We start from the raw sequence: 15,802 nt of genomic DNA, 5'->3' as shown, positions 1-15,802 counted from the left end.
TCACAACCCTATATTTTATTCTTTGTCAATTCTGAAGCTATCATTGTAATATAAAAATAATAAAAAGTCAATACAAAAAGTTTTTTTTAATAATTGATTCATTGCTATTCCAATTTTTATCTATTTTGACGTTGATTTTTAAGAATATCTTATTATTTAATAAAGTATTAATAATTTTTCTAGCGTTTATACCTATTCTTTTAATTGTTTGACCGTTTTTACCTATTAATATAGCTTTATGATGCTCATTATCCGTAATTATAGTTGCATAAATTTCCGTAATATTTTGTTTTTCTACTACTTTATCTACATTTACGTCTGTAGAATAGGGCACTTCATCGCTTACGCATTCATAAACAGCTTCAAGTATAAAATCTCTAAAAATCTCACGTTCGTTTGCAGTAGTCAAGTACTGAGGATCATAGAAATATTCGTGTTCTGGCAGATATTTGTAAATTTCATCTAAAAGTATATTTTTGTATGCTTGTTTTTTTACGCTTAAAGGTATGATGGCTTTAAATTCATCAGAGTATATTTGATATTCGTTTAATTTAGCGAAAATCTCTTTATCGCTAGCTTCATCTATTTTTGTAATAGCTATGAGATGAGGAGCGTCTTTTTTTAAATTTAAAAACTTTTTATAGTTTTCTATGTTATCAAATACGCTTGCTACAAAAAGCAGTAAATCACAGTCTCCTATAGATTTTGTTGCGGCTTCTACCATTAGTTTATTCATGGTTTTATTGCTTTCGTGAAGTCCTGGAGTATCTATAAATATAGCTTGAGAATCTTTGTGCATAACGATACCGTTTATTTTTCTTCTAGTAGCATTTTGCTTGTGAGAGACCATCGATATTTTTTCATTTAAGAGATAATTTAGCAGGCTACTTTTGCCTGCATTTGTCCTGCCTATAAGGCTTATAAATCCACTTTTCATAGTATATATTTCGCAAGATCTTCATTTTGACAGATATCGCCAAGCTTTTTGTCTACTAACTCTTTTGTGATAGTTACTTTTTCATTTTTATAGCTATCTGCATCAAAACTTATATCTTCAAGAACCTTTTCAATGACCGTATGAAGTCTTCTGGCTCCTATATCTTCTACTTTTTGATTTGTATTTTGAGTAACCTTTGCTATCTCTTTTATGCTTTCATCGCTAAACTCGAGTTCTACTCCTTCAACTCCTAAGAGTGCTTTGTACTGAGATAGAAGTGAGTTTTTAGGTTTTGTTAGTATTTCATAAAGTGCTTTTTCGTCTAAGCTATCTAAATTTACACGTAGTGGAAATCTTCCTTGAAGTTCTGGTATAAGATCGCTTGGTTTACTTATATGAAATGCTCCTGCAGCTATAAATAAGATGTGATCTGTTTTCAAATTTCCAAATTTAGTACTTACGTTCGAACCTTCCACTATAGGTAAAAGATCTCTTTGAACACCTTCTTTGCTGGGATCTTGACGTCCTGAGTTTCCGCTAGAAACTGCTACTTTATCTATCTCGTCTATAAATATAATACCTTCATTCTCGGCTCTTTTTAAAGCTTCTGTTTTTATACTTTCCATGTCTAAAATTTTTTCGCTAGCTTCATTTTTTAGAGCTTCTCTAGCATCTTTTACTTTAAATTCTTTTTTCACTTTTTTATTTGCTATACCTATGACTTTGATAAAACTTTCTTGCATAGCAGCCATATCTGGAGGCAAATTTCCACCGGCTTCAAAAGTAGATTGGTCTATGTCTAATTCGATATTTAAATGATCTAGTTCGCCTTTTTGGAGTTTGTCTTTCATACGCAAATAGCTAGATTCGTAATCTCTTAATTTATCCTCACTAGCACCTTTTGGAAGAGGAGGAAGAAGTTTTTCAAGTATCTTTTTTTCTATATACTCGTTTATTCTATCTGAATTTTTTTCGCGTTGCTCTTTTTTTACTAAATTTAAACTAGCCATAGCCAAATCTCGCACCATAGATTCAACATCTCTACCCACAAAGCCAACTTCGGTATATTTGCTAGCTTCTACTTTGATAAATGGCAAACCAAACATCTTTGAGAGCCGCCTTGCGATCTCGGTTTTACCGACTCCCGTAGAGCCTATCATCAAGATATTCTTTGGTATAATATCTTCTTGAATACTTTTATCAAGTTTCATTCTTCTATAACGGTTTCTAAGAGCTACTGCGATAACTCTTTTTGCGTCATCTTGTCCTATAACATAATCATCTAAAAATTTTACGATCTCTTTTGGTGTAAGATTCATTTTTCATCCCATAAAGCATAAGTTTTTATATTTGTATTTGTGTATATGCAAATTTCGCCTGCTATTTTAAGACTCTCTTTTACGAGTTCTTCTTCATTTATATCAGCAAATTTATCAAGAGCTCTTGCTGCGGCTAAAGCGTAATTTCCACCGCTTCCTATTGCTGCTATTTTTCCGTCTTCTGGCTCGACTACATCTCCCGTACCGCTTAGTAAAAATATATGTTCTCTATCAAGAACTAGCATCATAGCTTCAAGTTTACGCAGTACTTTATCTTTTCTCCACTCTTTACTAAATTCGATAACGGCTTTTAAAAGATCACCTTTAGTGCTTTCAAGTATACGCTCAAACATATCAAATAGATTAAACGCATCGGCGGTACTTCCCGCAAAACCCGCTAAAATTTTACCCCCTAAAAGCTTTCGGATTTTTACTGCGTTTCCTTTTAAAACGGTATTTCCAAAACTTACTTGGCCGTCTCCACCTATAATAGAGCCTTTGTTGCCCTTATAAGCTAAAATAGTTGTAGCATGAAACATTATTCACCCGCTACTTCAACTTTAAATTTAGCCGAAATTCCATGTTTTAGTTTCAACGCTACGTCATAAATTCCGGTTGCTTTTATATGATCACACTCAAGCGCTTTCTTATCTACTTCATACCCTTTTTGCTCTTTTAGAGCGTTTGCTATCTCGTCTTTTGTTATACTGCCAAATAGAGCTCCGTTTGCACCTAGCTTTGTTTTTATAATTATTTTTATATTTTCAAGTTCGGCTTTGAGCTTTTCGTTTTGGTTGATTTCATAGTTTATCTCTTCTTGTGCTCTTTTTTTGGCTGCTTCGTATTGTTTTAAAACAGCGTCGGTAGCAGACTTTGCAAGACCTTTTCCTATCAAAAAATTATTACCATAACCATCTTTTACGTCTTTTACTTCCCCGGCTTTTCCAAGTCCTTTTACATCTTTTATCAGCAATACTTTCATAACATAATCCTTATTTTAAATTTAAAGTACATTCTAACATAAAACATTTAACATAACCATAAAGTAGTATTTTGGAAGCTAAATTTAAACTTTTTTACACAATATTAATATTAATTTAGTATTTCAAATATCAATGTATAATTTTACAAAATTTTTTAAAAAAGGTATGGAAATATGGCTTTTGATAGGGTTTTGCAAGCTATTGATGATATAAAAAATGGCAAAATGATTGTTATGGTAGATGATGAGGATCGTGAAAATGAAGGGGATATAGTTTACGCTGCTTGTTTTAGCGATATAGAAAAAGTAAATTTTATGATAACTCATGCAAAAGGTGTTTTATGCACTCCTGTTACTAGAGAATTAGCAGATAAATTTGAACTTTCTCCAATGGTAAGTTCAAATACTAGTTGTCATGAAACAGCCTTTACAGTAAGCATCGATGCTAAAGAGGCGGCTACTGGAGTAAGTGCTTATGAACGTGATATGACTATAAAAATGCTAGTTGATTATAATACTAAAGCCGATGATTTTGTGCGTCCGGGGCATATTTTTCCTCTTATTGCTAAAAAAGGCGGTGTTTTGGAGAGAACCGGACATACCGAAGGAAGTATAGATCTGTGTAAATTAGCCGGAGTTGCTCCGGTTTCTGTTATATGCGAAGTTGTAAATGATGATGGAACTATGGCTAGAAGAGTAGACTTGGAGAAGTTTTGTTCTAAATTCGGATTAAATATGGTGAGTGTTTCGGATATAATCGAATACCGTTTGCATCATGAAAAACTCATAAATATAGAAGATGCGAAACGGAGCTCTATAGCTGGTTTTGAAGCTTTAAGATACGATGTTAGTGATCATTTAGGAAATAAACATATTGCATTTGTGTTTGGAGATATTAAAGATAAAACAAACGTTAAATTTCATAAGATTAGAACAGATATAGAGCTTCTTAGCTCTCCAAAATATAAGGAATTTATATCTCACCTTAATATTTTAGATAAAGAAGGCGGAATTTTGATATTTCTTGATGGCGAGGATTGTAATTCAAATTTATTTAAAAATTACGGTGTCGGTGCTCAGATCGTAGCATATTTTGGTGTTAAAGATATAGAAATTTTAAGTTCAAGCGAGTATAAAGAATTTGTTGCTATAAAAGGTTTTGGATTAAATATACTTGGATATAGAAGTTGATATTTTCATAGTTTTGTCGTGGTATAGAAATGGCAAAACTATAAAGTTATTTTTATAAACTAAATTCTATAAATAAGATTTTTCTAAATTTAGTAAAATTTTCTTTGTTTCAATCCCATTTCCACCGCTATATCCGCCTAAATTTGATACTCCTACAACTCTATGGCATGGAATTATAATAGGAATTTTGTTTTTAGAATTCGCATTTCCTACGGCTCGAGCTGCTTTTGGAGAGTCGATTTTGTCGGCTATATATTTATAAGTTACAGTGTTTCCATATGGAATTTCAAGTAGTGCTTTATATACTTTTTGTTCAAATTCGCTTCCTGCTATATTAATTTTAGTTGTAAAATTTATTAATTTTCCTTGAAAATACAGCTCTAATTCGTGTATGCAAAGGCTTAAGTTTTTGTCATTTACTTCTAAATCTAGAAATTCATCACAGAAATCTATATTTGTAATTTTTCCATCATGACAGCTTATTTTTAAATTTCCAACCGGAGTTTTCATATATGCTATTTTCAAAATTTAATCCTTTTTTATACTAAATTTAAATTTTAAATTTACTTTTTCTTTAAAGTATCATAAAATATCAAATTTAAGTTTAATTTTTCTTTTTTCATTTTGTTAATTATGATAGAATTATATTAAAAATTTTATTAAAGGAAAAATTATGGGCTTTTTTGATGATTATAGTGTAGCTAAAGAAGAGCGTTCAAAACTCGGTATCCCACCGCTTCCACTTACGAAGGAGCAGACTAAAGAGGTTTGTGAATTGTTAAAAACCTGTCCGACTAAAGAACTTGTTGATTTGCTTGCAAATCGTGTAAATCCCGGGGTAGATGACGCTGCAAAAGTAAAAGCCGAGTTTTTAAACGAGATTATAAACCATGATTTAAAATGTGATTTGATCGATAAATTTACAGCTATAAAAATGCTTGAGCCTATGCTTGGCGGATATAGCGTGATAGTTCTTGTAGCTAGCCTTCATAATAGTGACGAGAGCATTCAAAAAGCATCGGCTGAAGTATTAAAAAACACTATTTTCGTACATGATTATTTTAATGATATTGCAAAACTTGCAAAAGATGGTAATAAATACGCTAAATCAGTTCTTGAGAGCTGGGCAAACGCCCAATGGTTCAAAGCTAGAGCAGATATACCAGAAAAAATCGAAGCTGTCGTTTTTAAAGTAGCAGGAGAGACAAACACCGATGATTTAAGTCCTGCAAGTGAAGCATTTAGCCGCTCAGACATACCGCTTCATGCAAATGCTATGTTAGTTAAGCGTCAACCAGGCAGTTTAGAAAAAATCGCCGAGCTTAAAAAGAGCGGCTTAGAAGTTATATATGTAGGCGACGTAGTTGGAACCGGAAGTTCAAGAAAAAGCGGTATAAACTCTATCCAGTGGCATTTGGGTCATGAGATAGATGGCATACCAAATAAAAAAACAGGCGGCATTATACTTGGATCTATCATAGCTCCTATTTTCTTCAATACTGCAGAAGATAGCGGCGCTTTACCTATCGTAGTAAATGTAGATGGCTTAGAAATGGGCGATAAGATCGAAATTTATCCATATAAAGGTGAGATAGTAAAAGACTCTAAAGTAGTAAAAACATTTAAACTTGAGCCAAATACCTTAAAAGACGAAGTAAAAGCGGGCGGCAGAATCCCACTTATAATCGCTAGAAGCCTTTGTTCTAAAGCTAGAGCCGAGCTTGGTTTGGGAAATGAAGATATATTTATAAAACCGTCTCAACCGGCAAATAACGACAACTCAGGTTATACTTTAGCTCAAAAAATGGTAGGTCGTGCGTGTGGAGTGCAGGGCGTGAGAGCTGGAATGTACGTAGAGCCTATGACTTTAACAGTTGGCTCTCAAGATACGACCGGACCGATGACGAGAGATGAGATAAAAGAGCTCGCTAGTCTCGGATTTTCTGCTGATTTCGTTTTGCAAAGTTTTTGCCATACTGCAGCCTACCCAAAACCTACAGATGCTTTGATGCACAAAACTTTACCTGATTTTATGATGAGTCGTGGCGGTGTCAGCTTGAAACCTGGTGATGGTGTTATCCACTCATGGCTAAATAGAATGGTTTTACCTGACACCGTAGGAACAGGTGGCGACTCTCATACTCGCTTTCCTATCGGTATAAGCTTTCCCGCCGGTAGCGGTTTGGTTGCGTTTGCGGCTGTTCTTGGCTCAATGCCTCTAAACATGCCAGAATCCGTTTTAGTAAGATTTAAAGGTAAAATGCAACCTGGTATCACTTTAAGAGACCTTGTAAATGCGATCCCGTACTACGCTATCAAAAAAGGTCTTTTAACAGTCGAGAAAAAAGGTAAAATCAACGTATTTGCCGGTAAAATTTTAGAAATAGAAGGCTTGCCTGATCTAAAAGTAGAGCAAGCATTCGAGCTAAGCGACGCAAGTGCCGAAAGAAGTGCCGCAGCTTGCGCTGTAGCGCTAAACAAAGAGCCAGTCATCGAATACTTAAATTCAAACGTAGCTTTGATAGACGCAATGATAGAAGCCGGATACGGTGATGAGCAAACACTAGCTAGAAGAAGAGATAAGATGAAAAAATGGCTTGAAAATCCTACTCTTTTAGAGGCTGATAAAGATGCGAAATATCATACCGTTATCGAGATAGATATGAATGATATCACAGAGCCGATCCTTGCTTGCCCGAATGATCCAGATGACGTAGCTACATTAAGCGAGATTTTAGCCGATCCAAAACGCCCTAAAAATATAGATGAAGTTTTCGTAGGTAGTTGTATGACAAACATCGGTCACTACAGAGCCTTAGCAGAAGTTCTAAAAGGCGAAGGACAAGTTCCTGCTCGTCTTTGGATAGCACCGCCTACAAAGATGGATGAAAAACAGTTAAGAGTAGAGGGCAAATACTCGCTATTTGGCGCGGCAGGCGCTAGAACCGAAGTTCCTGGATGCTCACTATGTATGGGTAATCAAGCTAGAGTAGCTGATAATGCGATAGTATTTTCAACTTCTACTAGAAATTTTGATAATCGTATGGGTATGGGAGCTCAAGTTTATCTGGGTTCTGCCGAACTTGCGGCGGTTTGCGCAATGTTAGGTAGACTTCCAAGTGTAGAAGAATATATGAAGATAGTTCCGGCAAAACTTGCTGGAAAAGAAAATGAAATTTATAAATATTTAAATTTCAATCTAGTACCGAACTTCAAGCTAGAATGTTATTAATAAAAAGGGCATTTTTGCCCTTTTTATAGATTTTTGAATTTATAACCTAGTTAAACTTCTTCCTTTTAACTTCACTAACCACTTCATTATCTATAGTTTCTGAACTCTATGTATTGCTAGCTTCTCTACCGTGATCTCCGGCTAATGCTAGTAAGTTTGTTTGATCTGTTATATCGCGTATATTAGTTATCTCATTACCTAAAAGATTAGTAACCTTTTCAACCTCTCCTTTGGCATTAGGTATATTAGAGGTAAAATCAAGATTTTTAAAATCATCAAATGTTTTTTTAATAACATTTATATCAGATCCTATCTTGCCTTGAAGAGTATTTAGGATTATCATTTTTATGGTTTTAAGAAGTCAAAGAAGTTTTTGAGACGATATACTATCTTATTTAACGGTTTGAAATTTAGTTTTATAACAAACCAAACTATCAGTGATGAAATAATAATAGATATGATATTAAAGGCCGATGCTTTTTTATAATTGAGTTTGTCTGATCTGTAAAAATTTAGCGTCTAAGTCATTGTTTATAAATAATTCACTAGACTCTTAAATGCTACATTATCCATATCTGCACCAAGTACGCCTATAAATTTACCTTTTATATAGATAGGTTTTACCGCACTTATAGATACAAGATTATTATATGCGTTTGTGTAAGGCTCGGTTATTATGAGTTTGTTTGCATTTTTTGCACTTGTATACCGTTTTCTTTCTCTTGCGTCAAAAGTAGAAGCCAGAAGTCCTTTTATACCTCCTGTGCTATACATCATTCCGTTAATTATCTAATACCATATATATAAGTGTCAAATTTGAAGTTTTATCTATCGTAGATAATAAAAATTCTGTATTTTCATTCATATAGTCTTGATTATCTGATTCTATAATATTAGATAGATGCTCTATACTTGAAATCAATCTATTTCTCTTGTTTTTCGGTATTAGCTTACTTCCTTCTACCGATCTTTTTTCTTTCGTTTTCGACTAGATGTATTATTTTAATTTACGAATCTTTGTAATTTATATAGGATAGAACAGTTAAAATAATTATAAATATACCAGCTACGCTAAGTGTTATTTTATTTGCTATACTGCTGCTTATAAAAGAGGATTTTTTAAAATTACCATAATTGTCGTTTATTTAATTGATTTGACGTCGTCATTCACTTTTATTATTATGATTAAATAGTTATTATTTTATCATAAGTATTTTTAAATCTAAATTTAGACAAAGAGTAGTAATATATAAAATTTAGTAAAATTTTAAAAAGTAAATATATTTATATAATGTTTAGGATACTGCTGATAAATCAACTCCAAAGGTTAGAGTAGGATTTGCCATAATTTTCCTTTTTTTATGTTATAATAATTTAAAAATAAAAGGTAGCCAAATGACAACCAAAAAAAGCCATACCCCAAAAAAATGTTTTGTATCTTTTGGGATTTTTTAATACTCTTTGGATTTAAGGCTGCGATTAAATATCTTTTTACAAGAGAATATTAACTCTCATTTATCCTTTTAGCTATCTCAAAATAATCAATAAACTCATTTAAGCTCATTGATAAAATTTCATTAAAACCAAAATGCAGGGTATAACCGATTAAGGCTATACCATCACTTAGTTTTTTGTTTCAACGCCAACTAATTTACTTATTTTTTCGCTTAATGCGGCGATTTCGCTCATAGGTAGGGCGTTTATAAAATATGTATTTGAAAGGATTTTTCAAGGTATAAAAATAAGCCGAGATGATGCTTATTTGCTCAAAATAGTTATTACACAAAATCACCTGATAAAGTCGTCTATTTATAATATGATTTGGAATGGTGTATTTGTTTTTTAAGAGTATTTCCGCTTTGGATTTTTAGTGGATTTTACATTTTATTTTATTAAGTAAATCGCAGAATACAAAAATTTACTCTTGATATAAAACAACTTTTATCTGTTTCAAATTTGTTATAATCGTTCAAATTTAAAAGGATAAAAATGAAAAATAACACGATAAATGAGCAAAACATTGAGACTCTTATGGATAGCTTTTATGACAAGATCAGAGTAGATAAAGATTTGGGTGACATATTTAATGCGGTTATCGGTACGAGCGATGAGGATTGGGAAGTTCATAAACAAAAAATAAGCGACTTTTGGAAAGGAATACTTTTTGGCTCGGGCGTTTATAACGGCAATTCTTTGCAAAAGCATTTCGAGCTGCTGCCTTTTCCAAAGGTGTTTTTTACCATCTGGCTAGGGCTTTTTGAAGATAGTTTAGATGAGATTTATGATGAAGAAAACAAAATTATCATTTTACAAAAAGCTCAAATGATAGCAAATAGATTTATGCATATGCTTTATAATGACTAATTAAATTTAAACCTATATAATAAAAACTTAAGTGTTATTTATAGTATTATTTTGCTTTTATGCATCTTTTTACTCCAAAAACAGCGCATGAAATAATGATTTTATATTCTTATTACTAAGCGTACTTAGTCCTTTATAAATTTTTGATGATAAACTAGAGTTTTTATATGTAAGCTCACGGTAGTTTTGAAACACTTCCCCAACAGCCTTTCCGCCAGATTCAAAATCAAGAAAGTTATTTAGGATTTTGCTCACTGCCCCGCCTGGTAAATCAACTCCTTTTTTGACTGTATTTTTGACTAACTCCTCTAATTTGTCAAATCCTCTATCTACTAGTCTCTCATAGCTATCCCACGCCTTAGTATATGTGCTATCACCTTTTGGCTTAGCAAACTCACCAGCTTTGATACTTGTATCTGTTATTTTAGAGTTTGCTTCTGCCACCGGCTTTATGCTTTTTTGCTCTTTTAAATTTATACCGTGATAGTCATCTTTAGCCAAATTTTGGCTAGCTTTTATAACATCTTCAGGGCTTACACCTTTTTCGTTTGGCACTATGTAGCTGTTTGTATCAAGAGTTTTAAGCAGTGGATTTTTAGCTTTTGCATTTTCCCAGCCGTTGCTTAGAGTTTTTGCTAGCTCATCTTTAAAGGCTTGTTTGAATTGTGGATTATCAGCTAGAAATTTATTTGCTCTTTTTATACCAGCCACTCCACCAGCACCAGCTAAAAATCCCAGTGCAAACTTAGCAGGATCAAAGCTGATATTTCCATTCTCATCAGTTTCTACGCCATTAAGCGTACCACCTACTAAGCCACCACCGATATGCTCATTAGCAAAGACTTTATTTGAAGTTGGATTTACTTCTTTAGTGTTTTGTGGTATAATGTTGTTATGTTGAGTTGTAAAAGAATAATTCTCTTTACTTGGCGTAATGCTACTAGCAGAGTTGATTCCCTTGCTGGTCTCAACTTTTTTAGTATATGAGCTTATTATCCAAGGGGCGGTTTCATTACCTAACCAGTTTTCCCTAAGCCCTACTATATCATCATTATATTTTATATTTAACCTACCTTTTTCATCTTTGTAAAATTCGCCTTTAGATATTATATTATCAAGCTTATCTACAGCCTCAGGGTGGTATTTTGCTATCTTAGCAAGTCCATACCCATCACTATGGCTAGTCCCTTCAATTCCCAAAACTAAAGTTATATCTTTGCCATCTTTATTAAACGCTCCAGCTACTTGTCCTTGTTTTTCTACTAATAGCTTTTTGATAGCATTAGATCCGTCGTGGTAAAACTCTGCGTAATTAGTGCCAAACTCTTTAATAGGGTTGATATTTAATATTTTTTCTAAGCCTCGCCTATTTTCTTGAAGCATATTTTTAAAGCCATTTTCATCTATGCCGTGAGTTTTAGCTATGCTATATTTATAAGCACCTTTATCAGAATAATCTTTAGCAAACATCTTTTTAAGCGCTATTAATCCATCACTTAATTTTTCATTATTGCGAAGTACTTCGGGGATAGAGTATAAATTTAGCTCATTTTCTCTTTTTTGTTTTATCTCTAAATCTTTGTTAGCTTGTGCATTGGCTTTGTTTAATTCGGCTTGTTTTGCTTTTAACGCTTTTAATTGATTTAAGTCTTCAAGGATATTATCTGTTATTTTTTTAGCATTAGAATTAGATATTATTGCGTTAAACTGGTCACCTCTTATACGAAGTTTCATTAATTTTTCTAAATCTTTTATACTCTCTATACGTTTAATATTTTTAAATTTGTAGTTGCCATTATGGTCGACGTATTCTACTCTCATTGTATCAATTCCAAAATCTCTATTTATAGACCTATTAATAGATATTTTCTCATCTATGTATTCGTTTAAATATTTAGAAACTTGTTTAAAATCATCATTTATTTTATTACTCAAACCCACAATATTATCTGCTAAACTTAGCTCATTGCTTTTTGCTGCTTTTTGGGATATAATGTTGGTATTAGAGTTTAAAGGCAGAGTCTCGCCTTTAGTAAAGCCTTTAGAGTTGATAATCTTATGGGCTTCTCTGATATCATCATACGCAGTAACTATCCATTTGTTTTCTGTCGGATTACCTTGCCAATTTTGCTTTAATCCTATTTTATAAACTTTATCATTTTTATTATAAACGATTGTTGCTCTGCCGTTGTTGTCTATTTTTATCTCACCTTTATCTATTATTTCGCTTATACCATTTATCATCTTTTCAGTAGGATTTGCTCCGTTAAAATTTGCAAAATCATTTAAATGTTTAGCTTCTATTTTAGCAAGACCATAGCCGTTTAGTTTTTTATCTACTTCTCCCCAAACCAAATCAATATCGCCTAGCTCTTTTCTTTGAAACGCTCCAGCTACTTGTCCTTGTTTTTCTACTAATAGCTTTTTGATAGCATTAGATCCGTCGTGGTAAAACTCTGCGTAATTAGTGCCAAACTCTTTTATAGGGGATATGTTGTAAGCTTTTTCTATTCTATTTCTAAATGAGCTATCCAAAAGATATTTTCTTGTTTCTGGAGTATTAGCCATAGGGTCATTAAAAAGGCTAACAATCCCGCCTTTGGTTTTAACTATTTGCTCATCGCTTATAATGCCATCTTGATATACTTCTTTAAAGCCACTCAGCATTGATTTGCCCATATTAATGCGTTCTTGTTGCGCTTTAATCGTCTGCGATGTTGCTTTATCGTTTGCTTCTTTTTTGCGTAATAAAGCTAAAAATGGGGCTAACTCTTTGTTGTCTTTTTCGATTTGTTTTATTATTTTATCTCTTGCAATAATTAATTCGTCTTTGCTAAATCCGTGCGTGAAGAGAATTTGCCTTTCTTTGTTTTTAAGCGTTAAGCCTTGTAAGAAGCTATCAATATCTTTTAAATATTGTTGTTGATTTTGAAGGGCTTTTTCTTGCTTTTGGACTTCTGCGTAAAATTTATTTGTGGATATATCTTTTAGCCCATCTAAAAACTCTACATTATCACTTCTTAGGATTTGTTCTGCTTTAGCTGCCTTTGTAGTTTGTGGTATAATGTCATCATTGGACAAGGTAGCATTTGGGTCAGGTTGTTGCTTGATATTTGCTACCTTGTCTTTACCTATAAAGTTTCTATCGCTATAATAATCAAATATCTTTTTACCGTCGTTAAATTCATCAACTACTACGCTATATTTTACGCCGTTATTTTCTACGCTATAAGCATATCTAAGGCTATTTTTTCTCATCTCAAAGCTATCTTTATTTATTTTGCCTTTTAATAATACTTCTTCTATGCTTACAAGCTCATCCCCACTAAGCCCACCAGTTTTATCTTTTCCTGCGTGTTTGATGATTATCTTTCTAGCGCCAGCATTGCGACTTCCTTGCTCTAGTGTAGCTAAATCGTCGATATCATTTACTTTTAATGTAGTTTGGCTTTTATTTCCAGCAAATACATCATAAATATTTTTTTGAGTTGTATTCAAGCTTTCATAATTTACTTTTTCAAGCTCTTCTATCCCAACAGTAAATTTATTATCTTTTTTAGCCTGATTTACTTTAGAGTGCAAAAACTCTTGACTTTTACATTCTCATTTGTTATACTTTCACAATTAATGTATTATTATAACAATAATACATTAATTATAAGGATAATTTTTATGGAATTAAAGCTAAATGATACGGCAGATATAAAAACCGGATTAGTTCTCAATAGAAAAAAAGCCAGTATGAGTGAAATATCGAAGTTTTATTATGATGTTGTTTCCTTAAAATCATTTAATGAAAATGGTATATATGAACATATTTTTGCAGATAAATTTATCTCAAATGAACAAATCAAAGAGGATTATTTAGTGAAACAAGGAGATATTCTCTTAAGGCTTAGAGAGCCAAATTTTGCAATATATATAGATAAAGAATACAAAAATCTTATATATTCTTCTTTAGTTGTTCGCATAAAACTTTATGATAACAGACTCGATGCAAATTTTTTAACTTATTATTTAAATAGTAATATAGTTAAAAAAGCACTTCATTGTGAAGTATCGGGTACAACTATACCGATGATAAAAGTTTCTGATATAAATGATATAAGGATACCTATTATAAATTTAGACAAACAAAAAAATATAGCAAAATATCTGAAACTTGCTTACCAGGGAAACGAGCTTTTACGAAATCTTATAGATCAAAAACAAAAATACTCAAAAGAAATTTTTGAAACATTAGTACTACAAGGAGAATGATCAAAATGCAAAATGCAGTCACTTTAGAAAAAACAACCAAAAAAACGATAGAAAACATCATCTGGAAAGCTTGTGATACTTTTCGCGGTACGATGGACGGAAGCAATTATAAAGATTATATCCTTACTATGCTTTTTGTCAAGTATCTATCTGACTTTTACAAAGAAAAACTAGAACTTCTAAAAGCCGAGTATGGCGATAAACTTGAACGTATAGAAGCCAAGCTTAAAAAAGAGAAATTTAGACTTGATGAGTCTTGCACGTTTGATTATTTTATAGCCAACAAAGAAGCATCAAACCTTGGAGAAATCATAAATAAAGCTCTTGAAAAGATAGAAGAAGACAACAGACAAAAGTTAAATGGGATATTTCGCAATATAGATTTTAATAGTACCGCTATCCTTGGCGACACAAAACAAAGAAATATCATACTTAAAAATCTCATAGAAGATTTTAGCGATGATAGACTTGATCTGCGTCCATCTATGCTAGAAAACAACGACATCATAGGCGATGTTTATGAGTATCTTATAGCGCACTTTGCTAGCAATGCAGGCAAAAAGGGCGGTGAGTTTTACACTCCTAGCGAGGTTTCAACTCTCCTAGCTAAGCTTGTAAATCCGCAAGAAGGAGATATGATATACGATCCTACTTGTGGTAGCGGCTCACTGCTTATCAAGGTTTCAAAAGAGATACATAGTAAAAATTTCCGTCTTTACGGACAAGAAAAAAACGGACAAACTCATGCGCTTTGCAAGATGAATATGTTTTTGCACGAGATAAATGATGCGGTTATCGAGTGGGGCGATACGATACGAAATCCCTTGCACTTGCAAAATAATCTTCTTAAAACATTTGATATAGTTGTGGCAAATCCACCATTTAGCCTAGATAAATGGGGTGAAGAGATAGCGAGTGGCGATAGTTTTGGAAGATTTAAATTTGGTATCCCGCCAAAGAGCAAGGGGGACTATGCTTTTGTACTTCATATGCTAAGCTCACTAAACTCACATGGTACGATGGGTGTTATCTTGCCTCACGGTGTACTTTTTAGAGGTTCTAGCGAGGGTAAGATCCGCCAAAAACTCATAGAACAAAATTTGCTAGATGCCATCATAGGACTGCCTGCAAATTTATTTTATGGTACTGGGATACCTGCTTGTATCATGATATTTAAGAAAAACCGCACAAATAATGATGTGCTTTTCATAGATGCGAGTAGTGAATTTTACAAAGATAAAAACCAAAACAGGCTAAATGACGCCCTTATCGCTAAAATTGCAAAAACATATAACGACAGAATAAGCGTAGATAAATACGCCTATCTAGCCACTATTGAACAGATCGAGCAAAATGATTACAACCTAAATATACCAAGGTATGTAGATACGTACGAAGAAGAAAAGCCTATCGACATACAAGCTACAAAAGACGAGATAAAACGCATCGAAAACGAGCTAAATTTAGTTCAAAACAAGATGACCGCATATCTAAAGGAGCTTGGGTTATAAATAAAG

Annotated in this window: 14 protein-coding genes; 5 read left to right on the top strand and 9 right to left on the bottom strand. The window is 32.9% G+C overall.

Features of this window, described 5'->3' with window-relative positions; all coding sequences use genetic code 11:
* Positions 1 to 67: 67 nt before the first annotated feature.
* Genes era through rplI form a run of 4 tightly spaced genes read right to left on the bottom strand, consistent with a single transcriptional unit; the run spans position 68 to position 3,238 of the window.
* A complete protein-coding gene (gene era / locus RVY88_RS00270; protein ID WP_162167438.1) occupies positions 68 to 937 on the bottom strand; it encodes a GTPase Era in 870 nt (289 codons plus the stop codon).
* Positions 934 to 2,256, bottom strand: coding sequence for an HslU--HslV peptidase ATPase subunit (gene hslU / locus RVY88_RS00265; RefSeq protein WP_011732037.1), 1,323 nt, complete (start codon positions 2,254 to 2,256; stop codon positions 934 to 936). Before hslU ends, era begins: the two co-directional genes overlap by 4 nt.
* Entirely contained in the window at positions 2,253 to 2,795 is a 543-nt protein-coding gene (hslV, locus tag RVY88_RS00260) for an ATP-dependent protease subunit HslV (RefSeq protein WP_002849553.1), read from the bottom strand. The genes hslU and hslV overlap by 4 nt, the downstream gene beginning before the upstream one ends.
* Positions 2,795 to 3,238 (bottom strand): 50S ribosomal protein L9, encoded by a 444-nt coding sequence (gene rplI / locus RVY88_RS00255; RefSeq protein ID WP_002849551.1) that lies wholly within the window; start codon positions 3,236 to 3,238, stop codon positions 2,795 to 2,797. The genes hslV and rplI overlap by 1 nt, the downstream gene beginning before the upstream one ends.
* A 174-nt stretch (positions 3,239 to 3,412) precedes the next feature.
* Here rplI and RVY88_RS00250 point away from each other — a divergent pair, with 174 nt between their 5' ends.
* A complete protein-coding gene (locus RVY88_RS00250; RefSeq protein WP_002849550.1) occupies positions 3,413 to 4,429 on the top strand; it encodes a bifunctional 3,4-dihydroxy-2-butanone 4-phosphate synthase/GTP cyclohydrolase II in 1,017 nt (338 codons plus the stop codon).
* A 66-nt stretch (positions 4,430 to 4,495) separates the two neighbouring features.
* Here RVY88_RS00250 and RVY88_RS00245 read toward each other — a convergent pair whose 3' ends face one another.
* On the bottom strand, positions 4,496 to 4,954 hold the full coding sequence (locus tag RVY88_RS00245) for a methylated-DNA--[protein]-cysteine S-methyltransferase (protein WP_144686267.1): 459 nt from the start codon (positions 4,952 to 4,954) through the stop codon (positions 4,496 to 4,498).
* Positions 4,955 to 5,102: 148 nt separating this feature from the next.
* Between RVY88_RS00245 and RVY88_RS00240 the strand changes: the two genes are divergently transcribed.
* Positions 5,103 to 7,661, top strand: a complete 2,559-nt coding sequence (locus tag RVY88_RS00240) for a bifunctional aconitate hydratase 2/2-methylisocitrate dehydratase (RefSeq protein WP_038453509.1) — start codon at positions 5,103 to 5,105, stop codon at positions 7,659 to 7,661.
* 106 nt (positions 7,662 to 7,767) lie between these two features.
* On the opposite strand, the gene RVY88_RS00235 is transcribed toward RVY88_RS00240, so the two are convergent.
* From RVY88_RS00235 to RVY88_RS00225, 3 genes are all read right to left on the bottom strand, one after another.
* Positions 7,768 to 8,004 carry a hypothetical protein gene (locus tag RVY88_RS00235; protein ID WP_238389031.1) on the bottom strand — a complete coding sequence of 79 codons (237 nt, stop codon included), beginning with the start codon at positions 8,002 to 8,004 and terminating at the stop codon, positions 7,768 to 7,770.
* A gap of 188 nt (positions 8,005 to 8,192) precedes the next feature.
* Positions 8,193 to 8,438, bottom strand: coding sequence for a cache domain-containing protein (locus RVY88_RS00230; protein ID WP_162167440.1), 246 nt, complete (start codon positions 8,436 to 8,438; stop codon positions 8,193 to 8,195).
* Between the two features lie 4 nt (positions 8,439 to 8,442).
* Entirely contained in the window at positions 8,443 to 8,583 is a 141-nt protein-coding gene (locus RVY88_RS00225; RefSeq protein ID WP_317051234.1) for a hypothetical protein, read from the bottom strand.
* Positions 8,584 to 9,650: 1,067 nt separating this feature from the next.
* On the opposite strand from RVY88_RS00225, the gene RVY88_RS00220 reads away from it, so the two are divergent.
* Positions 9,651 to 10,025, top strand: coding sequence for a group III truncated hemoglobin (locus RVY88_RS00220; RefSeq protein WP_162167441.1), 375 nt, complete (start codon positions 9,651 to 9,653; stop codon positions 10,023 to 10,025).
* 69 nt (positions 10,026 to 10,094) lie between these two features.
* Here RVY88_RS00220 and RVY88_RS00215 read toward each other — a convergent pair whose 3' ends face one another.
* Positions 10,095 to 13,607, bottom strand: coding sequence for a DUF3519 domain-containing protein (locus RVY88_RS00215; protein WP_162167442.1), 3,513 nt, complete (start codon positions 13,605 to 13,607; stop codon positions 10,095 to 10,097).
* Between the two features lie 90 nt (positions 13,608 to 13,697).
* Here RVY88_RS00215 and RVY88_RS00210 point away from each other — a divergent pair, with 90 nt between their 5' ends.
* Positions 13,698 to 14,285 (top strand): restriction endonuclease subunit S, encoded by a 588-nt coding sequence (locus RVY88_RS00210; RefSeq protein WP_011732033.1) that lies wholly within the window; start codon positions 13,698 to 13,700, stop codon positions 14,283 to 14,285.
* A gap of 5 nt (positions 14,286 to 14,290) precedes the next feature.
* Positions 14,291 to 15,796: a type I restriction-modification system subunit M gene (locus RVY88_RS00205; RefSeq protein WP_011732032.1), complete on the top strand. Its 1,506-nt coding sequence runs from the start codon at positions 14,291 to 14,293 to the stop codon at positions 15,794 to 15,796.
* The last annotated feature ends 6 nt before the right edge of the window (positions 15,797 to 15,802 follow it).

The sequence above is a fragment of the Campylobacter sp. TJR-1 genome, from assembly GCF_032840035.1.
GTDB classification, from domain to species: Bacteria; Campylobacterota; Campylobacteria; order Campylobacterales; family Campylobacteraceae; genus Campylobacter; species Campylobacter fetus.
The sequence above is the reverse complement of the archived record's forward strand: the minus strand, read 5'-3'. Positions and strand labels throughout refer to the sequence as shown.

What these genes read in the sequence shown, in the direction of transcription:
- era (WP_162167438.1), bottom strand. Translation starts at nt 937, where the DNA reads ATGAAAAGTGGATTTATAAGCCTTATAGGCAGGACAAATGCAGGCAAA.
- hslU (WP_011732037.1), bottom strand. Translation starts at nt 2,256, where the DNA reads ATGAATCTTACACCAAAAGAGATCGTAAAATTTTTAGATGATTATGTT.
- hslV (WP_002849553.1), bottom strand. Translation starts at nt 2,795, where the DNA reads ATGTTTCATGCTACAACTATTTTAGCTTATAAGGGCAACAAAGGCTCT.
- rplI (WP_002849551.1), bottom strand. Translation starts at nt 3,238, where the DNA reads ATGAAAGTATTGCTGATAAAAGATGTAAAAGGACTTGGAAAAGCCGGG.
- RVY88_RS00250 (WP_002849550.1), top strand. Translation starts at nt 3,413, where the DNA reads ATGGCTTTTGATAGGGTTTTGCAAGCTATTGATGATATAAAAAATGGC.
- RVY88_RS00240 (WP_038453509.1), top strand. Translation starts at nt 5,103, where the DNA reads ATGGGCTTTTTTGATGATTATAGTGTAGCTAAAGAAGAGCGTTCAAAA.
- RVY88_RS00235 (WP_238389031.1), bottom strand. Translation starts at nt 8,004, where the DNA reads ATGATAATCCTAAATACTCTTCAAGGCAAGATAGGATCTGATATAAAT.
- RVY88_RS00230 (WP_162167440.1), bottom strand. Translation starts at nt 8,438, where the DNA reads ATGATGTATAGCACAGGAGGTATAAAAGGACTTCTGGCTTCTACTTTT.
- RVY88_RS00220 (WP_162167441.1), top strand. Translation starts at nt 9,651, where the DNA reads ATGAAAAATAACACGATAAATGAGCAAAACATTGAGACTCTTATGGAT.
- RVY88_RS00210 (WP_011732033.1), top strand. Translation starts at nt 13,698, where the DNA reads ATGGAATTAAAGCTAAATGATACGGCAGATATAAAAACCGGATTAGTT.
- RVY88_RS00205 (WP_011732032.1), top strand. Translation starts at nt 14,291, where the DNA reads ATGCAAAATGCAGTCACTTTAGAAAAAACAACCAAAAAAACGATAGAA.